The following is a 21,667-nucleotide window of genomic DNA, read 5'->3' as shown; positions in this document are numbered from 1 at the left end:
CCGTGAGGCGGTCGCGGTTGATCATTCGGCCGCCACCCTAGCAGGACCGTCAATCCCGAGACACTGCCGGACCAGGACGGGGATCGCAGCAAAGGCGTCGTCGACGGACTGCCGGTGGCGTTCGTCGTTGAACTCCTGATAGTCGATGGCGATCAGATGGCTCTCCCGCACGCCGAGATAATGCGCGCAGGTGAAGATGTGGGTCTCGAGATGATTCATGTGCTCCCGCACACCGCCGGGCCCGAATCCGAACTCACCCCGCGAGCTCAGTACCGCCAGCGTCTTGCCGCTCATGATCGGCTCGAGCGGATAATCGCCGCGGGCAAGGTCGAAGGTAAAGGTCTTGCCGATGCGGATCACCTTGTCGAACCACGATTTTAGGGCCGATGGCATGCCGTAATTGTGCATCGGCGCGCCGATGACGATAACGTCGGCGCGCGCGAGTTCGTCGATCAACGTATCGGAGAGGCGGAGCTCGTCGTGTTGAGCGGGCGTGCGCTCGTCGATCGCGGTGAACGCCGCGGCCACCCACGCTTCCGTGATGAAGGGCGGCGGATTATGTCCGATGTCGCGGGCGATGACGGTGGCGCCGGGTTCGTGCGCCAGCCATTGGTCGACAAAGGCCTTCGAAAGCTTTCGGCTAACCGAACGGTCGCCGCGCGGACTGGCGTCGATATGCAGAAGTGTCGTCATCCGTAAAACCTCGGCTGATGGAGTATCCATGCGTCCGCCGCACGATGTGCGAGGGCAGCGCCCGGTGCGATTGATGAATTCGTCAGGTGGGTTGAGAATTCCTCAACGGTGAACCGCCGCCACACCATGACGAAGGATCCGGTGCGACCGACCACAGTTTTCCCGATCGAACGTCTACGAACCTCCGGGCACGCTTCACTCTCGACCTTTCGTCTACCCCGCTTGAGCAATTCTCATTACCGCTCGAGGCCTGATCTTGCTGAGATGCCCCATCCCGGCCGAAACCGATGCGCCGGACAGGGGAGCAACATGTTGGCCAAGCAGACACAAGGTGCGGCGTTCGATGAGGCCGGTTTCGACGCGCATGGAATTGGGCCGGTGCCGGCGGCGCACCGAACGTCGTCACCGTTTGACCAGTTCTGGATCTGGACCGGAGCAAACGTCGCGCCGATCAACTGGGTGCTTGGCGCGTTCGGCATCCAGCTCGGCCTGAGCCTTCTACAAACGCTCGCCGTGGTCCTGATCGGCAATCTGCTCGGCGCGGCGCTATTTGCGGCCTTCTGCCTGATGGGGCACCGCACCGGTGTGCCGCAAATGGTGCTTGGCCGCCTGGCGTTCGGCCGCTGTGGCGCCTACCTGCCGGCGCTGGCGCAAGTGCTGATGCCGATGGGATGGGTCGCGATCAACACCTGGATCGTGCTTGATCTCTGTATGGCCGCGCTCGAGCGGATGGGGTTCAGTGGCGGTCTCGAAGTCAAATACATGATCGCGGTGCTGGTCATGGTGCTGCAGGTCGGGATCGCGGCCTGGGGCTTCAACGCCATCAAGGTCTTCGAGCGCTACACTATGCCGGTCATCCTCTTCATCATGACTGTCATGACCGCGCTCGCGTTCCTGCGCGTCGATATCAAGTGGCAGTCCCCGACCGTGAGTGGCATGGCGGCCGTCGCCGCGGTTACGCAATTGATGACGGCGATCGGCATCGGCTGGGGTATCTCGTGGCTCACCTACGCCTCGGACTACACGCGCTTCACCAAGCCTCGCTCGGCACCGGCAAAGTGTTCCGCGCGACATTCCTCGGCATGTTCCTGCCGACGGTCTGGCTCGCCTTCCTGGGCGCGGCGATCGCGTCCGCCGGCGCGGGATCCGATCCGTCGAAGCTGATCATCGCTGCTTTCGACGTCATGGCGCTGCCGGTGCTCCTGGTGCTCCTGCACGGCCCGGTCGCTACCAACATCGTCGTCATCTACTCGGCTGCGCTGTCGAGCCTCACGCTCGATCTGCGCTTGCCGCGCTGGATCATCTCGGTGATCTCGGGCGTGATCGCCTGCGCCATCCTCTATGCGTTCCTGCAATCGGGTGACTTCGCGCATGCTTTCGACAACTTCATGGTCGCCCTGATCGTTTGGATCAGTCCGTGGGCCGGCGTCACGCTCACGGATTTTTATCTGGTTCGACGCGGACGGATCGATGTCGCGACGCTGTACGCGGCTCCGGACCGCGATGGCAGCGTGAACTGGCCGGGCCTCATCGCCTTCGCGGTCGGGCTGGTGGCGGCCTGGGCGTTCCAGATGGGCACAATTGCGGCCATGCAGGGGCCGCTGGCTCTGGCGACCGGTGGGCTCGATCTGTCCTGGCTCGCCGGCATGGGTGTCGCCGGCGCAAGCTATCTCATGCTGCATCGTCTGTTCGGACGTCCGTTCGCGTCAGGCAACTACTTGCGGTCTGCGGATGCGGCGTCGGTCGATGCCGCGCCCACCTCGCTCTCGCAGGTCTAGGCATCCCGATCAGCGATGAGCCCCCGCACGGCGGTCTTGCTGGGCGCTTCGCCGAGGTTCAGGCAGTGGCCATGTCACGCCCTGTTCCGCGAACGGGTGTTGCCCCACTAAAGCGCGATGAGATGAGGATGAATCATCATCGCGCTTTAGGTTGTTGTTTGAGCATGATCTTTTCGGAAAACCGCTTCGCACTTTTCCGGATCATGCTTTAGGCTAGCGGCGTGAGCCACCTCATAGGCTCGCGCCATTTGCCGGCCATGCGCTCACGCCACTATATTAAGGACAAATAGCGGTTCGTCGTGTCGGTGGTTGCGTATGATTCCCTCCCTGGGCACCAAATCTACGCTTCTCCACGCTCGAGCACGATCTTGTGCGGTTGCGTTCGCTGGATGATTGGTGCGGCGGGCGCTCGCGGATTTCTCTCCTAGGGTTCGCTAGGGACGCGGCAGATCCTCCGCGAAGGTATTTGGGAGGCTCAGCCCCGCCTCCGCCATCCATGCCTCGGCATCGGCACCGGCTGCAATGCGCAGTGGTGCAGACGGATCGTTCGCGACCCGCCAGATCGCTTCGGCGACCTCAGATGAACGGGTCATCGGACCCGTGTTGTCATGGATGCTCGCCACGATGCGCTCGATCATCGGCGCATAGTCGGGATTGTCGCGGCCGCGCAGGTGCGGAAACGCATTTTCGCCGAAGCGCGTCTCGGGTGCGCGCCCCGGCAGGACCAGATGCACGCGCACGCCGAAGGGCGCAACTTCCACCGCCAGCGACTCGGTGAAGGCGTTCACCGCCGCCTTGCTCGCCCGATATAGGCCGACGAGCGGCAGCGGCTTGAGCGTGACCGACGAGGTGATGTTGATGATCACGCCCGCCCGGCGCTGGCGGAACGCCGGAAGCACCGCCCGAACCATCGCGAACGTGCCCAGCGTATTGGTCTCGAACAATGCGCGCACCGTCTCCGGCGCGGTCAGTTCGATCGGCGACGGCACGCCGAAGCCGGCATTGTTGACCAGAACGTCGATCGGCCCGGCCTCGGCGATAGCTCGGGCGACGCTCGCGGCGTCGGTGATATCGAGCGGCAGGATGCGCAGACGATCGGAAGGTGGCAGGACCTCGGCATCGGGCACACGCATGGTCGCCACGACGTCCCAGCCGCGATCGAGAAACAGCCGTGCGGTTTCCAGACCGAAGCCAGACGAGCAGCCGGTGATGAGGACAGTGGGCATGAGACACTCCAGAGGCGTTGGAACCAAACTGGAGATAGATTAAGTACGCAGGACTTGCTATCGCTGATAGTATGCAATTCTTTGGCGATAGTCCTGCAATAACCGTTGATCCTCTCGCCGAGGTCGTCACACTGCTCCAGCCGGCCGCCCGCTTCTCCAAGCTGGTGGAGTGCGCCGGCTCGTGGAAGATCCATCGCAAATCGACCGGCGAGCCATTCTACTGCGCGGTGCTGGAGGGGCGCTGCCGCGTGACGGTGGACGGGCAGCCGCCCATGACGTTGCAGTCCGGCGATTTCGTGCTGGTCCCGGCCATGCACGACCTCATCAATGAAAGCCTGGACGCACCACCGGAAGAAGTGACCGCGGCGCCGATTCAGGTCGGGGAGGGCCGTTTTCGCGTCGGCCGCGAAGACGGACCCGCGGAGCTCGTGATGCGGATCGGACACTGCAGCTTTGGTTCGCCGGATGCGGAACTGCTCGTACCGCTGCTGCCGCAGGTGGTATTCGTGCGCGGAGAGCCCCGGCTCGCGACGCTGATGCAGTTGGTCGGCGAGGAGACCCGCGCGCGACGTCCGGCACGCGAACTCGTACTCGAGCGGCTGCTTGAGGTGCTGCTGATCGAAGCCCTGCGATGCGGCGGTGAGACCGCATCAGCGCCGGGTCTGGCCCGAGGTCTTGCCGACGAACGCCTGGCGGCCGCGCTGCGCGCCCTCCATGCGCGCCCGGAATACCCTTGGACGGTAGCAGAACTCGCTGCCGAAGCCGCTTTGTCGCGCTCGGCTTTCTTCGTCCGTTTCAGTCGCACCGTGGGCATGCCGCCGATGGCATATCTGCTGGCCTGGCGCATGGCGCTGGCCAAGCGCCTGCTTTCTCGGCATGAGCTCGGCATAGATCAAATTGCCGAGCGCGTGGGCTACAGCTCTGCGAGCACCTTCAGCGTCGCTTTCGCCCGCCACGCGGGTGTGCCGCCGGCCCGGTATGGTCGGATGCGGCCAAATGGACGCCATCTACCCGCCGTGCCAGCGAAATAACCCGCTACGTCGTCACGACTTTAAATTGTCACAACCTTAGCCTGTAATCTCTCCGGCAACAGGATAGGCTTCTGTTGAGGAAGAGGTGTGTGAATGGCGACCCCTGCGCAAAATCCGGAAATTCAGCTTGGCTTCGGGTCGCGGCCGCAGGGCAATGCGGTCACGTTGTTCGGCGCGAACATCTTCGTCGTCGGCTTCGACGACAGTTCCGACCTCCAGCAATCGCTGTACACGACCGGATCGGGCTTCACCGCCTCCAGTCTTGGCAACAAGGAATTGTGGTCGAACAGCCAGCTCAAGCTGGCGAACGGCTTTGAGCCGAAGAGCGTGGGCGCGTGCGCGCTTGCGCTGCAGTCCGGCGCGACCCCGGCGCTCTATTTGTTCTGGATTCAGTCGAACTTGTGGAAGGATTCGAGTGCCGGCGTCATGGTGACGTGGCTGAACGAGGTCACACCACCGACGGGAAGCTCCAGCGCGCCGGCACCGAACTGGCTCGCCGGCTTCGTGCTGTGTGACGAAAACGGCCTCGGCATTCCTTTGCCGGCCGGGGCATCCATCAGCGCGATCTCTCTGGGATCGCAGGCGTTCCTGGTGGGAACCGTGCAGCCGACTCCGATCGAAACCGGCAAGCTCATGGATTTCGCGACGGTCGGGGTCTATTACGTGGCCGACCAGTTGCCGAAAAACACCGTCGTCACGAACGCGGGCACGTTCGGAACCTGGCCCGCGCGCAATGACACCTCGATGGCGCTGAGCGCAGCGGAAATCGGCGCACTGCTCCCTGCGGTTGCCGGCCGCTCGGGCGTGAGTCTCGACAATTTGATCAGCCTCGCGGTCACCCCGCAGGTCAGCGGCGCCGGCACCAACACCAGCAGCAACGATCTGGCGCTGAACCTGGTGATGTTCCTGACCCTCACCATGGCCGACGCGAAGGGGTCCGACAAAACCCAGTTCCAGGTCGCGGTGATCTGCCCGCTCGACGCCAACGGCTCGCCGGCCGCAGGGCCGCCCGCGCTCGCATGGTCGAGCGCGGCCGCCACCCAATCCCCCCTCACGATCCTGCCCGATCCTGCGGGCCGCATCATCGCCTGCGGATCGTCGGTCACCGACGAGAAGAATCTCGAGAAAGCACTGCTCATCGAGGTGTTCTCGACCTACGAACCGCTCGCCTATGCGAGCCAGTACACGCTGCCGGCCTCTTCGGCCGACACGAGCACGCCCGCCAGCATGATGTTCATCGTCGACACCGGCAATGGATCACAGTCGGAACCGACGGCGAACGCGAACAACACCGGGAAGATGACGACCACCTCGTTTCCGCTGCTGCAGCTATTGTTCTACGGCGAGACGACGGTGGCGCAGGTGCAGCCGTTCGGTACAGTCACGTTGATCGCGAACTATGCCAACATCTCGCTAAACATACCGACTTACGGGCCCACCGTCGCGGTCACCGGAATCATCGAGGGACCGTACCCGGTTCCAAACGCGAACATCATCGGCTGGCAGTTCGAAGGCACGACCAACGATCTCGGCTCGGTCATATACGGAGCGACGCAAGGTACGAGCAGCCAAGGCCAGCAAGATTGGAACGTGGGCGCGAGTATCACGACCAACGGACAGATCGGAGTCTCGGCCGGCGTCGAATCGCTCGGCGAGGGCGGTGAAGCCGGCATCGCCTGGGATGCGTCGGTTTCCGGCGGCTACGCCAGGACGTGGTCGACCTCGACCTCGAGCACCCTCTCGGTGCCGCTCCAGCAGCCTGCGACCGCGAGCGTCACGTATGAGACAATGATCGGGCTGGGCATCATCCCGTACGGCACGGTGTTCGCGGCGCCGTCCACGATCTCGATCACCAACCTGCAGTTTTTCGACGCACAGAACAATTTGATCACAGACGGCACTCAGAACGTCGCGAGCTCGGCCTCAGCCCCGCAGGCGCCGATCTTCGCAGCGACCAGTGCGACCGTCGGCCAGTCCGACGGACACGACTACGTGCCGTTCCTGGTCACGCCCGGGGATCTCATGACCTATACGATCGATGGGGCGCGCCCGGACCTCACGCCCTGCGGCATCAACGCCACGATGGCGGCGCTGACCAACAACGCGATCACAGACTATTTCGGCGACGTGATCTGGCCGGCCGCGTTCGACTTCGGGGCGGCCGCCGGCGGGCCATCGCAGAAGTATCTGGATTTCTCCTGGTCCCTCGGCGGAGTGACCGGCGCCGCCTTCACGGCGCTAAAGACCTCCATGAATAGCGGCTCCTGGAATGTCGAGGCGTCGCTCGAGCTTGGCTGCTACTGGGACGACCATGAGGGGGTGCCGCTGCTCGGCGGTATCGAGACTTCGGGCAGCATCATGATCGGGGGATCGGGCGGCTATTCGAGCACGACGACCGACACGCAGACCGCGCAGTGGGGCGTTTCGCTCCAGCCATTCGCCACAAGCCCGCCGTGGGGGCCGCCGAACTGGGGCACGGTGCCGGACAGCGCGAAGCAGGCGATCGACCCGAACTGGGAAAATAACGTGATTGCGTCCTACCGCTTCGCGCTGTTCCTGCTGCCCGATCCGCGGCCCGGCGATGCGTCCGGACTGAGCCCGGGCTACTGGGTGCGGGAACTGCTCACCTACGGCAACAAGAACGCCACGACGGTGAACCCCAATGCGTCTCTTCCGAACAATCTCGATCCCGGCTCGGGCGCATGGAAGATCGTCTACGTGGTGCTGGAATTTCAGACCTATGCGGACATGAACAACGGCACCTACACGTATCATTACACGGATCCGGAAGGGAGATTCAGCTAGCCACGGCTCAATGGCCGTTCGGCGGGGTCCAGCTCAGGGGCCTCGGAATTACGGAAGTGCGGGGACGATGCACGCGATGCGCGATCGAACCGGCAGGTCCGATCGCTTCAGTGCGATCAGACCAGCTTGTTCGCCGGAATCGCAAGCCTTTGTGTAGGTCGAAAGACGGCAGCGAAATCACCCCACTGCACATCCGCTAACCCCCGCTGGTAGCCGGAACATCGGTGGTCAGCCGACGTCGAGGTGGGCCCACCGCAACGGCCTGCTCGCGCAGCCCCGAGTTTAATTCCGGAACCAGATCGCGCCCGCCCATTGCTGGCACTCTGCTTGCTCAGTCAGGGCCAAAGTCTGGCCTTGGAAGAGAGGCCGTTTCAGATTGAGGCAAGCGATGCAAGAAGTGTCCCGTTCTGGTGCTACTGGCGAACTCAAGCTCGATGCGTTGGTCGCCGATTTGTGGTGGCGCGTTCGGCTCATCAACACCGACATTCTCGAGGAAGAGGCTAGAGCAGGGGTGTTTGACGTGCTTCAGCCGACATACCCGCTTCTTGCGCTTAATCTTCGCGCGCGACGCGACAATCTGGTCTCGACGATCGGCATGCTCGAGCAGCGTGCGAGATCACTGTCGGAAGCGGCTTGAGGGCGGTCTTCGGTCACACCGGAAACGTCAGCGACTTCGCGAGCCTCACCAGATCGACCTAGCGCCGGCAGCCCGTCTTTTCGAAGACGTGAATGAGGTGGCTCTTCACGGTGCTGACGGAAACGCCGAGCAAACTCGAGATCGCGTCTCGCGTGTGTCCCTCGCAGATGAGCTCGAAGATGCGAATCTCGGCCGGCGTCAGGTCATAGAGCTGGTTGAGCGCATCGTGAGGCAATCGCGGCGGCGCGGAGGCTGACGTCACGAACAAGGCGGCGGCGGCCCTCTGGATCAGACCGGATCGCATGTGGCTGCGTCGCAGCGGCAGAACGTGGATGACGAGAGGATCACTGCCCTGGCGTGGGATCGGGATGCCGATGCCTTTTTGCCCGAGCGTCATCGCGCTTGACGACTTCGGTGTCGGTTACTCGTCATTGTCCTATCTGACGGCCTTTCCGTTCGACAAGGTCAAGATCGACAAATCCTTCATCGACAGGATTGACCGCTGCGAGACCGTCGCCGTGCTGAAATCCATCGTGCAGCTTGCGAAGACCTTGAAGCTCACGATCGTCGCCGAGGGTGTCGAGACCTCCGAACAGGTCAGACGGCTCCATTCGCTCGCGATTCCGCTCGGCCAGGGCTTTTTCTTCAGCAAGCCCGTGCCTCTGGCCGACCTGTCATGGCAAGGCCTCGCCCCGCGGCGGAGACGGCAGGCGGTGGCGTGAGGCGTCTCGACGCCCGCGCGGCCGGCGGCGGATGCAACGGGCACCATCGCATGGCTCGAATGCCTCCAGCGTTTGCCGCAGGCATGAGTTGAATTCACGCGCCGTCCGTCCGTGCTATGGCTGTTCCCGCAACTTCCGCGAGGACAACCCATGCTCCCCCTTCCCGCCGATATCTTCACCGAGCCCGAGGATGTCTCGCCCGACGGCCTTGCCAATCTTGGCCCGCTCCGCCGTCTCGCCGGCGTCTGGCAGGCCGACAAGGGTATCGACATCAATCCGAAGGCGGAGGGGCCGGAGCGGCGGACCTTCATCGAGCGCATCCGGATGGACCCGATCGATCCGCAGGCCAACGGGCCGCAGCTGCTCTATGGGCTGCGCTATCACATCCACATCAACACGCCCGAGGAAGACATCACCTTTCACGACCAGGTCGGCTACTGGTTGTGGGAGCCCGCGACCGGGTTGATCATGCAGACGCTGGCGATCCCGCGCGGGCAGGTGCTGCTGGCGTCGGGCAAGGCCGGGCCCGACGACAAAGAGATATCCGTCACCGCGAAGCGCGGCGACACCGCTTACGGGATCTGCTCGACTGATTTTCTGGAACAAGCCTTCCGCACCGACGCTTACCGCTGCGACATCACCTTCAACGACGACGGCAGCTGGACCTATCTGATCCAGACCGAGTTGTTCGTACGCGGCGCGCCGTTCAACCATCGCGACACCAACACGGTCCAGCTCGTCGCGCCGCCAAAGCTCAATCCGCTCGCCGTGATCGTGAACGATCGCGCCAAGGGAAATGGGCCGGCCGCCTGAATTTCGCCCGGAGATACGCATGAAGCCTTACGTCATCTGTCTGATGCACTCCAGCCTGGATGGCCGCACGCATCCGAGCCGCTGGCGTCCGAAGGGGGCAGGGACGGACTGGTTCGAGAAGGTCCATGACGAGCTCGGTGGCGATGCCTGGGTGATCGGCCGCGTCACCGGCTCGGAGTTCGCCAAGGGCAAGCCCTATCCCACGACGACGGATACGAAATTTCCGCGCGAAAACTGGTTCGCGCGGCGCGACGCGAAAACCTATGGCGTCGTGCTCGATGCGCAGGGCAAGATCGGCTGGGGCCGCTCCGATATCGGCGGCGATCCGATCGTCGTCGTGCTGACCGAGAGCGTCTCCGATTCGCATCTCGTTGGGCTCCGCGGCGAGGGCGTGTCCTATATCTTTGCCGGCAAGTCCGAGATCGACCTGGCGCTGACGCTGGACATTCTCAATCGCGAGCTTGGCGTGAAGCGCTTGCTGGTCGAGGGCGGCGGCGTCGCCAACGGCGCATTCCTGCGCGCCGGTCTTATCGACGAATTCAATCTGATCCTCAGCCCTGCGATCGATGGTGCGAAGGGCGCACCCTTCGTGTTCGATTCGACGGAAGCAGACGGCGACCGGCGTGCACCGCTGACTGCGATGACGCTGGAGAGCACGCGGGATCTCGGCGGCGGCGTCCTGCTGCTGCGCTATCTGATCCAGAACGACCTGCAGGCTGCGGGCACGTAAGCATCGGCATGCCGGGACAATCAGAGCATATCGTCATCGTCGGAGCCGGCGCGGCCGGCCTGATGGCGGCGCGCGAGCTGGCGCGCGCCGGCAGGACAGTGACGATCCTGGAGGCGCGCGAGCGCTGCGGCGGCCGCATCCATCCGATGTCTACTTCGGAGTTCGGCTACCCCGCCGATGGCGGCGCCGAATTCGTCCACGGCGAGGCGCCGGTCACGCGCGCTTTGCTGCGTGAGGCCGGGCTATCCCTTCAGGAAATCGAAGGCCAGCAGTGGAGCTTTGACGGCGCAGACATCGTGCACGTGGATCGCGACGATCCGCATGAGGCTGAGCTGCAGGCCGTGCTTCGGGACTTGAAGGACGACCTCACCGTCGCCGATTTCCTGCGCCGGCATTTTGCCGGGAATGAGTACGCACGGCTGCGCCATTCGATCGAGCGGATGGTCGAGGGCTACGACGCGGCCGACCCCGAGCGCGCCTCCACGCTGGCGCTGCGCGAGGAATGGATGGATGGCGGGCACTCTCCGCAGGCGCGCATCAAGGGCGGCTATGGTGTGCTGATCGACTTCCTGACGGCCCAGTGCCGCAGGCTTGGCGTGGCGTTTCGCTTCGGCTGCGTGGTGTCGGCGATCGAGGAGGAGCGCGGCGCGATCGCCGTTCGCTGCGTCGGCGGCGACGTGCATGGCTGCGATCGCGTGATCCTCACTGTTCCGTTGCCGTTGCTGCGCGAGATCGCGCTTCCGGAGAGCTCGCGCGCGAAGGCCGCGTCTGCCGACGACATCGGCTTCGGCAATGTGATAAAAATCCTGCTGCGCTTCTCGCGGCCATGGTGGCGCGAGCGCAAGGAAGAGCTCGCAGACATGACCTTCCTTTTGTCCGACCAGACCATCCCGGTGTGGTGGACGCAATATCCCGACCGGCATCCCGTGCTCACCGGCTGGTTCGGCGGCCCGCGCACGGCAGCGCTGTCGCACCTCGACCGGCAAGCGCTGATCGATGCCGGGCTCGATTCGCTTGCTACCGTCTTCGACCTGTCGCGCGAGGACCTCGCGCGCGAACTCGTCGCGGCCGCTGCGACCAACTGGGCGCACGATCCCTTCGCCCGCGGCGCCTATTCCTGGGCAACGCCGCGAACGCGCGAGGCGCAAACGATCCTCGCGCGCGCCGACGGTCCGGTGCTGTTCTCCGGCGAGGCGCTCTATCGCGGAGCCGACATGGGCACAGTCGAGGCGGCGCTGGCGAGCGGTCAGGAGACGGCGGGGATGATCTTGCGGGGATAGGCTGCCGAGCAAGAAAAAGGCCCGCATCCCGCGGGCCTTTCGTCTTACCAGCGGCTGCCGCCGAAGCCGAATGTCACGCCGGGACCGCCGCCGCCGTAAGATCCGTACGGTCCACCGCCGTAATAACCGTGATGCCGCGGATAATAGCCGTAGCTGCGGTAGTGCGGACGATGAAAGCCATGATGATGGTGAGGACGCCAGTGATGGCGCTGGCCATGATGGTGGTGCCTGTACTGCGCGCTGATATCGGTCGACTGGCCGGCTGGCGCGTTCTGTTTCGCGCTCGAATGATTGGCCGCGTTCGCCGCCGAGCCGCCGGCAAGCGCCGCAGCACCGACGGCCATCGCGACAAAGAGATACTTCATGTCATCACTCCAGTTGAATGTCGTGTGACAACAGATGGGCATGCTGCGCGTTCCGGCCAGTGCGGGCGTCGAAACGACGCAGTTTCATCGGCATCCGAGTCGCGAATGCGTGCGTGTCGTGAGATTTATTGTCGCATCACCGGCGTTGATCGCAGCTCTGCCATCACTCTGCCGCGAATGACGCAATCACGTCATCGGTGGTGACGATGCGTGCGAATTCGCCGTTGAGATTCGACAGCGTCATCGCATGGATCTCCTCGGCGGAATGCTTGTCGCCATCCGGTCCGACCCGCTCGAACGTCCAGGTCGCATCGCGCACCAGCTGCGCGTCGAAGCCGAGATTGCCGGCCATCCGCGTCGTCGTCTCGACGCAATGATTGGTGGTGGCGCCGCAGATGACGAGCGTGCCGATGTTGCCTGCGCGCAGGCGCTTTTCCAGATCGGTGCCGATGAAGGCGCTGTTGACGCGCTTGACGATCACGATCTCGCCCGGCTGCTCGCGCGCCTCGTCCTTGACGGCATAGCCGGAGCTCGTCGGCAGAAATGAGGAGGACGGTTTGGTGCCCTCATGACGAATGTGGAAGATCGGCGCGCCGCTCGTTCTGAATGCCTTCAGGAGATCGACGATGCGCGCCAGCGCATCCGGATTGTTGCGCCGCTTACCCGCCGCCTCCCATTGGTCGAACGCGCACTGGACGTCGACGACGATGAGGGCAGGGAGAGGGCGAGGCATGAGGAGCGGCTTTCAGATGCTTGCTGCGCCGACCATGCGAGGCGAAGAGGACAACGCGCAATGTCAATCTTCCCTCGTTTTGCGACGCCATTGCGGGCTACGCGCTCTCATCCTCACGGATGCGGATCGGGGAAACCGTGGCGTTCGGAGAGTGCGGCGAGGATTGCGTCCTTGTCGGCAATGAACGCGCGGCCATGATGGCTGCCGGTCTGGTGCGGCGAGGTCGCTCCAATCGCCAGCACGAGCAGCGGCAGCGACTGGTTCTCCTCGCCGACCAGCGCGATCACCGGCTGCCGTGGGCGCGGCCACGCGATGCGCTCGACGTCGAGCGTCTCGGCGAGCTGCGGAAACGAGACCAGCACGCCTTCGATCAACGCGCAATGCCAGCAATAGAAATGGCGGCCCGGAAAGGCCGGATCCCCGAAACCGGGACGCAGCAGAAACAGGCGGTCGCGCATCATGGGTCGCTCCGAATCATGGCCGCGATCATACACAATGACTGATGTCCGGCGGCCGGCTTCCGCCAGGATGGGGATGCCGCTACTTGAACGGATCCTGGATCGATGGCGCCGACTGCCTGATACGACGCACGCTCACCGGCCTGCCGTCGGAAACGAACAGCAGTTCGTAGCGGCGGCCCTCGCTGTCGGTGGCAGAGCAGGTGACATCAGTCACCTTCTTGGCGGCGAAATTGCCGGTCTGGCGGCAGAGGCCGGTGGAGGTCTGCTCGGCCGGCACCGGCAGCCCGTCCACCTTGGGCCGGTCCTTGGAGTTGAGCAGCATACGGTCGATCGGCAGCTCGTAGGAATTGTCGTCGGCGCGCTTGCCGTTTTCACCGGAGAACGACACGACGTGATTGTCGTCGGAGGGATCGTCGACCGCGACCGCGAAATTGACCCGGCCCCGGTCGCCGTGGGCGTAGGCCACCGTCTTGCAGCCGAAGGTGCGGCCGGCGACCTTCAGCGTCTTGCAGTGGCCGGACATCAGCGCCAGCAGGTCGACAAAGGCGTTCTGCTGTCCGGGCGGATTGTTGACGGGGATCGGCGCGGAAGACTCGGCAAAACAAGGGCTTGCCAAGGGGACGAAGGTGGCGACGAGGGCGGCAGCAGCGAGGACGGGTCGGCAGAGGCGCATCGAGAGGCTCACATGCCAGGGAACCACGGAAAAGTTCCGTCCGATAACCATCGAACCGCAAATTGGTTGCGATCCCGTTTGTCCTGTCGAATCCGCCTGGAATACCACCGCGCCACCCCAACGGCGATTCGCGCATATCGCCCAACCCATTCCCGGCCGCCAGTTGCCGCCAGGCCAGTGTTTTTTTCGTGGCAGAGCTACCCCATCGCCGCCTGCCAGCGCGTATCGCGCAAGGATGGGCGGCGGTGCAGGCGGGCATCGAGCAGGGCGCGGGCGCGGGGCAGCTCGCCGCTGCGCATCAGGGCGACGATAAAGGTGTCCTCGATCAACTCGCGCTGGGCGTGGCTGCCGCCGATGCGCACGACCTCGCCGAGAACCGGCGCGAGCATTTGCGCGGATGCCGCGTAATCCTCGTCCGCAAAGGCTGCCAGCGCGCGGCAGACCGCCGGCACCACGGCACCGGCCGGCAGCTTGCCGTCGGCGAGCCGCTGCTCGATCACGGCAAGACGCGTGGCGAGCGCCTCGCGATTGTGCGTCGCCGCCGCGAACAGCGCCATGTGGACGTCGGCGAAGGGCAGGCTCGATTTCGGAAACAGCTTTTGCGCGGTGGCATCGCCTTCGACCCAGAGCGCTCTCGGCACGGCGTGGCCGTAAGCCGACAGGCGCCAGAGCAGTGAGGCGCCGTCGGTGACGACGTTCAGCGGCGGCGCCTGTGTGGCCTTTGGCTGCAGCACGTCGGCATAGATCGTAAACGCCCGCGCGGCATCGCCATGCTCCAGCGCGCCGAGCGCCTGATGCCAGCGGATGTGGCCGTGTAAAATTCCGGCGCGGTCGTAAGAGGGGATCCAGTCGTCGACGAGCCGGTCTGCTGCGTCGATCGAACCGTCCTCGAACATCGCATGCAGCACGGCGTGCGCGGCATGGGCATTCTGACGGCGCAGGTCGAAGCCGCGCTCGGTGACGCCGCGGCCGCGACTGACGTTGCCGTTCTCGGTCATCGCCCAGCCGTACATGGTGAGGAACCACCAATCCTCACCATAGTGATGCGCGACGCGCTCGCACAGCTCGTGCCGCGCGCGGTCGTGATCGGCCATGCCGGAGAAGGCGAACAGGCCGAACGCGCCGAGCGGCAGCGACAGCACCAATGCATCGCGCGGCCAAATGTCGATGTGCTTGAGCGTTGCGACGAGTGCTTCGGGCAGGCGTCCCTCGATCGCGAGCGCCAGCGCTTCGACATGTGAGCGCTCGCGCTCCGTGCCGCGGGTTGCGACGAGCTGGCGCGCGAGCGCCGCTTGCTTTCGCGCAAGATCGCCCTGCTGATAGAACGCGTGCAGCCGCCCCCGCGCAATATGAGCCAGCGCAAAATCGGGATCGGCCGCAACCGCGCGCTCCAGCGCCTCCGCCGCGCCGGTCCAGCCCGCGAGCATGAGGTCCACGCCGTCGCGATAATCGTTTGCCGCTTCATGTGAGGTGGTGGAGAGCGGCAGGCCGTAGCGGTCGTGAAGCGCCATCGTCGTCTCCGCGATTCAAGCCGTCCGCGCGCGACGTCCTTCGATCGGATAGGCCGGGTCGTTGTAGCCCGGCGTCGAGGGATGACCCGGCACGACCAGTCTGTCGATCAGCGCCTCGTCCTCCGCAGTGAAACGGTAGTCGAGCGCGCCGATGTAACCGTCCCATTGCTCCTCGGTGCGCGGGCCGGCGACGATCGAGGAGACGAAGGCGGAGTTCAGCACCCAGGCGACCGCGAACTGGCCGGCGGTGATGCCCTTTTTCTCGGCGTGGGCCTTGATCTCCTGCGCGAGCTGAAGCGATTCCGGCCGCCACTCCGTCTGCATCATGCGGGTGTCGTTGCGGCCCGCGCGCGTCTCCTTGTCCGGCGCTGCGTCGGGCTTGTACTTGCCGGTGAGGACGCCGCGCGCCAAGGGGCTGTAGGGCACGATGCCAAGGCCGTAATAGGAGCAGGCCGGAAAATGCTCGACTTCGGGCATGCGGTTCATGGCGTTGTAATAGGGCTGGCTTACCGCAGGCCGATCGATCCCGAGCCGGTCGCAGATGTTGCAGATTTCGGCGACGCGCCAGGCGCGGTAGTTCGAGACGCCGAAATAGCGCACCTTGCCCGCGCGGATCAGGTCACCCATCGCGCGCACCGTCTCCTCCAGCGGCGTCGCGTGGTCTTCCTTGTGCAGATAGTAGATGTCGATGTGATCGGTGCCGAGCCGCTTCAGGCTCTCATCCGCCGCCTGCAACACCCAGCGCCGCGACAGGCCGACGCGATTGGGATCGTCACCCACATCATTGTTCATGGGGTTCGCAAGTTTCGTGGCGAGCACCCAGGCGTGACGGTCGTTGCCGATCGCGCGTCCCACGACCTCTTCGGATGCACCCTTCGAATAGGCGTCCGCGGTGTCGATGAAATTGATCCCGGCCTCGTGCGCCTTCGCGATGATGCGCTTTGAGGCGGCTTCATCGGTCGGCCCGCCGAACATCATGGTGCCCAAACAGATCGGCGACACTTTCAGGCCGCTGCGGCCGAGTTGGCGATATTGCATGGGCTGTCCTCTGCTTGCTGAGCGACCAGCATATCCAGCTAACTCCGTCATTGCGAGCGCAGCAAAGCAATCCAGCGATGCGTCCGCGGCGGCAGTCTGGATTTGCTTCGCTGCGCTCGCAATGACGCGGTGGAGGGACGCTTGTGCCCCACACTCGGTGTCATCGCCCGCGAAGGCGGGCGATCCAGAACGCCGAGACGGTCGTGATTGAGCGGAGAAGTCGCAGCGTACTGGATTCCCCGCCTGCCGCCTTCGCTAAAGCTTCGGCGCCCCTGAACCTGAACCCCGGCGAAGCCTTGGCGTAGCCGGGTCGCGGGGAATGACAACGTTGGGTGTGGAGCCTACGCCGGCCCCTTCAAAATCTTGAACACGCCATTTGCCATCACCACGCAGCGGTCGTCCACGCTGACCTCGGTGCTCATGAAGACGAGGCTGCGCGTCGAGCGCACCACGCGCGGGCGGGAGATCAGGATGTCGCCGATCTGGCCGGCCTCGACGAAATGGGTGTCGAGCTGCACCGTCGCCATGAACTCCTTGCCGGAGACGTAGCGGGCGGTCATGCCGCAAGTGCGGTCCGCGAACGTCATCATCACGCCGCCCTGGACCATGCCGCGGCGGTTGTGGTGCTTGTCCTCGGTCGCGAGTGCGAATTCGTAATGGCCGTCGACCTTGCGCTCCCACAATGGGCCGATCAGGTGCATGAAGCCCGTGGTCTCCAGGATGGTCCAGCCGTCTGCTTTCAGCCTTGCGGCCGTCTTGTTGGTCATGTCGTCCATTTCCTGCGCGGGTCTTGCGATCTCATTTCATCGGGGCCGGACGTGGTGTAGTCAAGCATCATGAGACCGTTCAACGATGCCACACGGCGGAATATCGCCGCCGCCTGCGCGGCCTTCACGCGACTGCCGGAGGATGAAGCGCCGGCGGCGTTGAAGCGTGCCGCGGTGGCAGTTGCGCTGACCGTGGCCAGCGAGAGCGATGACACGGCGTTGCTGCTCACGCTGCGCGCATCGCATCTGCGCGCTCATCGCGGCCAATGGGCCTTGCCCGGCGGACGCTGCGATGCCGGCGAGACGCCGGTCGAGGCGGCGCTGCGCGAACTCGACGAGGAGCTTGGCCTCCGCCTCACCCGCGCAGAGGTGCTCGGCACGCTCGACGATTATCCGACCCGCTCCGGCTATCTGATCACGCCGGTCGTGGTCTGGGCCGCCGATAGTGCCGCGATCAAACCAAACCCGGACGAGGTCGCCTCCGTCCATCGCATTGCGCTTGCAACGGTCGAGCGCACTGAGGCCTTCGATTTCGTCGCGATCCCCGAGAGCACGCGCCGTGTGATCCGCTTCCGTCATCAGTCGAGCTTGATCCACGCACCGACGGCGGCGCTGATCTACCAGTTCCGCGAAGTGCTGGCAGGACGCCACACCCGCGTCACCGAGCTGGAACAGCCGGTGTTCGCCTGGAAGTGATGCAAGGGGCGAAAAAAGAGGTAAACGGCGCGTTAACGTGACGGTTACCGGATGCCTGCTAAAAGGGCAGCATGCATCGATCGATTCGAAATGCCGTGAGACTGGTTCCACTCGCGTTCGTCCTGCTCGCGCCCGTCGCGCGCGCTGGCGAATCCGACGCGCTGCCGCCGGCCGTCAGCAATGCCAAAGCCCAGCTGTTGTCGCAGTTCTTTGCGCAGAGCGCGGGGGCGTCGCCGGCCGTGCTCGAATATCGCCGCAAGCTCGGGGAATATCAGGCCGCGCGCGCGGCGTTCGACGAGGAGGCCGGCGCCTATTGGAGCCAGATCTCCGAGAAACGTCGTGGCCGCAACGCCAAGCGGCGCAGCGGGCAGCAGCTCACGCTAGAGGACTACGTGCTGGAGCATCCGCCGCTCTATAACGGGCCGAAGCGGCCGGTGAATCCGGAGCCGGAGGAAACCCCGGACCGTCCGACTAAAAAGCCGATCCCCGTGGTCGCCGATCTGCTGCGCGCGGCGCAGGAATTCTACCAGTTCACGCCGCAGCGGCCGTCCAGCGAGGTCGAGTTCAAGCGCGTCTATGCACGCTACGCGCTGGCCTCGGGGCTGACGCGCGAGCAGGCGGTGCGGGTCTACGCGTTCGAAACCGGCGGCACTGGCAGCTACGACGTGCAGGCGGGAATCGAGCATGGCGGCAAACGCGCGATCTCGACCGCGATGGGCTACAATCAACTGTTGACCACCAACAGCGTCGAGCTTCTCGCCGAGCAAGGCCATGAATTCATCCGCGCGCTCTCTGACAAGGTGGCGCGGACCGCGGGACCGGCGCGCCAGTCGCTCGAGCTCAAGCTCTCTGTTCTGAAGAAAATGGTGGCGCATGCCAAGTCGGTGCCCGACACCTGGTCGGAGCACGAGAAGATCGGCAACACCGCGCAGGGCTGGGCCATGCATGCGATGGTGCTCGACGTCGATGTCGGCCCGATGCTGCAGACCCACAAGCTTCTGACGTCCGTGCTGTTCGCGCGCGCCAAGGGGTATAGCCGTCCGCTCACGGCCGCCGAGCTCGAGATGATGAACCTCACCGGCGACGGCACCGGCCTCGACATGGTGACGATGCCGCAGGCGATGCGCGAGCAGGTGCCGACCTCGAACTTTTTCCAGCGCGGCGGCTACGAGCGCAACCCGGTCGCGATCCGCCACAACACGGTGGCCAAGCTGCTGGCGGTGACGGATACGCGGATGGACAGCAATAGCAACAATGCCGGCGCGCGGGAGCTGGCGGGGGCGTTTTAGACGTTCGCCCTGCCAACATCTTCCGCTGTCATGCCCCGGCTTGACCGGGGCATCCAGTACGCTGCGGCCTCTCGATTCAAGCACGCCGTCTCTGGAATACTGGATCGTCCGCCTGCGCGGACGATGACACCGAGTGCGCCGCGGCGCGGTCGCCCAGCTGACCGCCGTCCCTACTGATCCGACCCGAACTTGAACTTGCCGTCGCCTTCCAGGTACGGGCCGCTGCGCATGTAGAGCTGGCCGTTGTGGCCGATGAAGAACAGCGTGCCCTTCGGCACCTTCTTGGCGCCCTTCAGAAGTTCGCCGGCATTGCTGGTGCCCATCTTGTAGGAAAAGGTCTTGCCGTCCTTGTCATAGGCGTAGCCGGTGTCGGGCTTGAGCTCCCACGGTGTGGCTGCGGTCTGCGCCAATGCAGGGGCCGCGAACGCGCCCAGCAGCGTTACAAGTGCAAATGTCTTCGCTGAAAATGCCATCGTGCCATCCTCCCCGCTATTGGGGCGCCCGCTTGAACAAATCACGAACGGTGCCTCCAGGTCAATTTGCGAAAGCGCCGCAGCGCATCACGTCTTGCCCAGCAGTTTGTGATTTTCCCTTCGTCCCCGCGCGACTATGTTCCGCTTTCCGTCTAGAACGCAATTCGACAAAAATATGGGTGGGGATGATTCGGATGAGCCATGTCATTAAAGTCTGCGGGACAGCCGCGCTGCTGCTGACGGCGCTGGCGCCGGCCGCCCGGGCCGATGATTACCAGCTCAGCCACAACCAGCGGATCTCATGCAGCCGCGGCCTGGCCCCGGGCAAGCTGAACACGGCGACCTGCAAGTCCTACACCTACCTCTTCAATACCAAGACCTCGGAATATTTCCGCTGCCAGGTCTCGCTGGCGCTGACCCGCGACAACAAGGAAGTCATCAACGTCCAGACCGACGGCGGCTGCACCAAGAAGCCGCGCATCTTCGAGACCGACGGCCATTACGATTTCGACGCCACCGAGACCGAGCCGCCGAACACCAATTCGTTCTTCGGCCCCGGCGGTTACTCGGTCTGGGCCGCCGACGTCAGCGCGCAGAAGGTGCGCGGCTGCATCATCATCTCCTCGGGCCTCGGCTCCGACATCTCCAAGTGCCTGGACATGACCTTCCAGTGAGGGCTTGCCAGTGAGGGCTTGCCAGTGAGGGTGCTGTCCAGACTTGGCTGCGCCACCTCGCCGCACCTTCCGGGTTCCCCAAAAATCGAGCCAGGACAGCCATTTACCGCGGTCCTGTTTTGACTTTTGGATGGGTTGACCCGGTCGCCTCATCCGGCCAATTTCCCGGCCGGTCTGGGGAGTAGAAAAATCATGAAACGGACGATTTTCGGCGTGGCCGCGGCTCTTGCCCTGGCGGCGCCGGCACCTTGCGCGCAGGCGCAATCCTTCATCAACGTGCTGACCGGCGGCACCTCCGGCGTCTACTATCCGCTCGGGGTCGCGATCGGGAAGATCTACGGCGACAAGATTCCGAACGTGAAGACGCAGGTGCAAGCCACCAAGGCGTCGGTCGAGAACCTGATCCTGCTGCAGCAGGGCCGCGGCGAGCTGGCGTTCACGCTGGGTGACTCGCTCAAGGCCGCCTGGGACGGCGAGGAGGAGGCGGGCTTCAAGACCAAGCTCGACAAGCTCAGGACCATCGGCGCGATCTATCCGAACTACATCCAGATCGTCGCGACCGCCGAGAGCGGCATCAAGACGCTGGCAGACCTCAAGGGCAAGAGCCTGTCGGTCGGCGCGCCGAAATCGGGCACGGAGCTCAATTCGCGCGCGATCCTGGCGGCGGCCGGCATGAGCTACAAGGACCTCGGCAAGGTGGAATACCTGCCGTTCGCCGAATCTGTCGACCTCATGAAGAACCGCCAGCTCGGCGCGACGCTGCAATCGGCCGGGCTCGGCGTGGCCTCGCTGAAGGATCTCTCGACTTCGAGCCCGATCACGGTGGTGTCGGTGCCGAAGGAGACCGTCGACAAGATCGGCCTGCCCTTCATCGCGGCGACCATTCCCGCCAACACCTATACCGGGCAGGACAAGGACGTGCCGACCGCGGCCGTGGTCAACTATCTCGTCACCAGCTCGGCGGTGTCGGATGACCTCGCCTACCAGATGACAAAACTGGTTTACGACTCGCTGCCCGAGCTCGCCAACGCGCATGCGGCGGGCAAGGAGATCAAGCTCGAGACGGCGGCCAATGGCAGCCCGGTTCCGCTGCATCCCGGCGCGATCCGCTATTACAAGGAAAAAGGGCTGATCAAGTAGGATCGGCTCTCTCCACATCGTCATGCCCGGGCAAAAGCGCGAAGCGCGTCTTCGCGCTGATGTCCCGGGCGTGACGTTTCAGGATGCGGCGCGAATGCTGCAGGAACGCCCTGTCAGGGGCGCGGGGACTTA

The 21,667-nt window shown here is 64.4% G+C and carries 24 protein-coding genes; 13 read left to right on the top strand and 11 right to left on the bottom strand.

What is annotated here, in order from left to right; translation table 11 throughout:
• Positions 1-21: 21 nt before the first annotated feature.
• Entirely contained in the window at positions 22-693 is a 672-nt protein-coding gene (locus tag QCM77_RS23845; protein WP_279685148.1) for an FMN-dependent NADH-azoreductase, read from the bottom strand.
• A 309-nt stretch (positions 694-1,002) separates the two neighbouring features.
• Here QCM77_RS23845 and QCM77_RS23840 point away from each other — a divergent pair, with 309 nt between their 5' ends.
• Positions 1,003-1,857, top strand: coding sequence for a purine-cytosine permease family protein (locus tag QCM77_RS23840; RefSeq protein WP_279685147.1), 855 nt, complete (start codon positions 1,003-1,005; stop codon positions 1,855-1,857).
• Complete coding sequence (locus tag QCM77_RS23835; RefSeq protein WP_279685146.1) at positions 1,776-2,471, top strand: cytosine permease; 696 nt, start codon at positions 1,776-1,778, stop codon at positions 2,469-2,471. The genes QCM77_RS23840 and QCM77_RS23835 overlap by 82 nt, the downstream gene beginning before the upstream one ends.
• A gap of 434 nt (positions 2,472-2,905) precedes the next feature.
• Here the strand turns inward: QCM77_RS23835 and QCM77_RS23830 are convergent, their stop codons facing one another.
• A complete protein-coding gene (locus tag QCM77_RS23830) occupies positions 2,906-3,697 on the bottom strand; it encodes an SDR family oxidoreductase (RefSeq protein WP_279685144.1) in 792 nt (263 codons plus the stop codon).
• A gap of 98 nt (positions 3,698-3,795) precedes the next feature.
• Here QCM77_RS23830 and QCM77_RS23825 point away from each other — a divergent pair, with 98 nt between their 5' ends.
• The 3 genes from QCM77_RS23825 to QCM77_RS23815 all read left to right on the top strand — a co-directional run bounded on the left by QCM77_RS23825 (position 3,796) and on the right by QCM77_RS23815 (position 8,170).
• Positions 3,796-4,728, top strand: coding sequence for an AraC family transcriptional regulator (locus QCM77_RS23825; protein WP_279685166.1), 933 nt, complete (start codon positions 3,796-3,798; stop codon positions 4,726-4,728).
• Positions 4,729-4,821: 93 nt separating this feature from the next.
• Complete coding sequence (locus QCM77_RS23820) at positions 4,822-7,533, top strand: hypothetical protein (protein ID WP_279685143.1); 2,712 nt, start codon at positions 4,822-4,824, stop codon at positions 7,531-7,533.
• 388 nt (positions 7,534-7,921) lie between these two features.
• Entirely contained in the window at positions 7,922-8,170 is a 249-nt protein-coding gene (locus QCM77_RS23815) for a hypothetical protein (RefSeq protein ID WP_279685142.1), read from the top strand.
• A gap of 58 nt (positions 8,171-8,228) precedes the next feature.
• Here QCM77_RS23815 and QCM77_RS23810 read toward each other — a convergent pair whose 3' ends face one another.
• On the bottom strand, positions 8,229-8,474 hold the full coding sequence (locus QCM77_RS23810; protein WP_279685141.1) for a response regulator transcription factor: 246 nt from the start codon (positions 8,472-8,474) through the stop codon (positions 8,229-8,231).
• Positions 8,475-8,502: 28 nt separating this feature from the next.
• Between QCM77_RS23810 and QCM77_RS23805 the strand changes: the two genes are divergently transcribed.
• From QCM77_RS23805 to QCM77_RS23790, 4 genes are all read left to right on the top strand, one after another.
• Positions 8,503-8,892 (top strand): EAL domain-containing protein, encoded by a 390-nt coding sequence (locus QCM77_RS23805; protein ID WP_511337208.1) that lies wholly within the window; start codon positions 8,503-8,505, stop codon positions 8,890-8,892.
• A gap of 150 nt (positions 8,893-9,042) precedes the next feature.
• The gene (locus QCM77_RS23800) at positions 9,043-9,705 is read left to right on the top strand and encodes an FABP family protein (RefSeq protein ID WP_279685139.1); all 663 of its coding nucleotides are present in this window, start codon (positions 9,043-9,045) and stop codon (positions 9,703-9,705) included.
• A gap of 19 nt (positions 9,706-9,724) precedes the next feature.
• Positions 9,725-10,435, top strand: coding sequence for a RibD family protein (locus QCM77_RS23795; protein ID WP_279685138.1), 711 nt, complete (start codon positions 9,725-9,727; stop codon positions 10,433-10,435).
• An 8-nt stretch (positions 10,436-10,443) separates the two neighbouring features.
• A complete protein-coding gene (locus tag QCM77_RS23790; protein WP_279685137.1) occupies positions 10,444-11,715 on the top strand; it encodes a flavin monoamine oxidase family protein in 1,272 nt (423 codons plus the stop codon).
• Between the two features lie 44 nt (positions 11,716-11,759).
• Here QCM77_RS23790 and QCM77_RS23785 read toward each other — a convergent pair whose 3' ends face one another.
• The 7 genes from QCM77_RS23785 to QCM77_RS23755 all read right to left on the bottom strand — a co-directional run bounded on the left by QCM77_RS23785 (position 11,760) and on the right by QCM77_RS23755 (position 17,263).
• Complete coding sequence (locus QCM77_RS23785) at positions 11,760-12,080, bottom strand: hypothetical protein (RefSeq protein WP_279663212.1); 321 nt, start codon at positions 12,078-12,080, stop codon at positions 11,760-11,762.
• 163 nt (positions 12,081-12,243) lie between these two features.
• Positions 12,244-12,813 carry a cysteine hydrolase family protein gene (locus tag QCM77_RS23780; protein ID WP_279685135.1) on the bottom strand — a complete coding sequence of 190 codons (570 nt, stop codon included), beginning with the start codon at positions 12,811-12,813 and terminating at the stop codon, positions 12,244-12,246.
• 113 nt (positions 12,814-12,926) lie between these two features.
• Positions 12,927-13,274 carry a DUF3088 domain-containing protein gene (locus tag QCM77_RS23775; RefSeq protein WP_279663210.1) on the bottom strand — a complete coding sequence of 116 codons (348 nt, stop codon included), beginning with the start codon at positions 13,272-13,274 and terminating at the stop codon, positions 12,927-12,929.
• A 79-nt stretch (positions 13,275-13,353) separates the two neighbouring features.
• Complete coding sequence (locus tag QCM77_RS23770) at positions 13,354-13,947, bottom strand: hypothetical protein (protein ID WP_279685134.1); 594 nt, start codon at positions 13,945-13,947, stop codon at positions 13,354-13,356.
• A gap of 197 nt (positions 13,948-14,144) precedes the next feature.
• Positions 14,145-15,458, bottom strand: a complete 1,314-nt coding sequence (locus QCM77_RS23765; RefSeq protein WP_279685133.1) for a tetratricopeptide repeat protein — start codon at positions 15,456-15,458, stop codon at positions 14,145-14,147.
• Positions 15,459-15,473: 15 nt separating this feature from the next.
• On the bottom strand, positions 15,474-16,496 hold the full coding sequence (locus tag QCM77_RS23760) for an aldo/keto reductase (protein ID WP_279663207.1): 1,023 nt from the start codon (positions 16,494-16,496) through the stop codon (positions 15,474-15,476).
• 341 nt (positions 16,497-16,837) lie between these two features.
• Complete coding sequence (locus tag QCM77_RS23755) at positions 16,838-17,263, bottom strand: PaaI family thioesterase (protein ID WP_211398989.1); 426 nt, start codon at positions 17,261-17,263, stop codon at positions 16,838-16,840.
• Between the two features lie 66 nt (positions 17,264-17,329).
• Here QCM77_RS23755 and QCM77_RS23750 point away from each other — a divergent pair, with 66 nt between their 5' ends.
• A complete protein-coding gene (locus tag QCM77_RS23750) occupies positions 17,330-17,959 on the top strand; it encodes an NUDIX hydrolase (protein ID WP_462675993.1) in 630 nt (209 codons plus the stop codon).
• Positions 17,960-18,030: 71 nt separating this feature from the next.
• Positions 18,031-19,248: a hypothetical protein gene (locus tag QCM77_RS23745; RefSeq protein WP_279663204.1), complete on the top strand. Its 1,218-nt coding sequence runs from the start codon at positions 18,031-18,033 to the stop codon at positions 19,246-19,248.
• A 170-nt stretch (positions 19,249-19,418) separates the two neighbouring features.
• Here the strand turns inward: QCM77_RS23745 and QCM77_RS23740 are convergent, their stop codons facing one another.
• Positions 19,419-19,721, bottom strand: a complete 303-nt coding sequence (locus tag QCM77_RS23740) for a hypothetical protein (protein WP_279663203.1) — start codon at positions 19,719-19,721, stop codon at positions 19,419-19,421.
• A 194-nt stretch (positions 19,722-19,915) separates the two neighbouring features.
• Here QCM77_RS23740 and QCM77_RS23735 point away from each other — a divergent pair, with 194 nt between their 5' ends.
• Together QCM77_RS23735 and QCM77_RS23730 are read left to right on the top strand one after the other, a co-directional pair.
• Positions 19,916-20,395, top strand: a complete 480-nt coding sequence (locus QCM77_RS23735; protein ID WP_279663202.1) for a hypothetical protein — start codon at positions 19,916-19,918, stop codon at positions 20,393-20,395.
• A gap of 192 nt (positions 20,396-20,587) precedes the next feature.
• The gene (locus QCM77_RS23730; protein WP_279663201.1) at positions 20,588-21,535 is read left to right on the top strand and encodes a TAXI family TRAP transporter solute-binding subunit; all 948 of its coding nucleotides are present in this window, start codon (positions 20,588-20,590) and stop codon (positions 21,533-21,535) included.
• Positions 21,536-21,667 lie beyond the last annotated feature (132 nt).

Origin of the sequence: Bradyrhizobium nivariense (assembly GCF_029846695.2) — a bacterium.
Taxonomy (GTDB): domain Bacteria; phylum Pseudomonadota; class Alphaproteobacteria; order Rhizobiales; family Xanthobacteraceae; genus Bradyrhizobium.
This window is presented reverse-complemented; position numbering and strand designations above follow the sequence as displayed.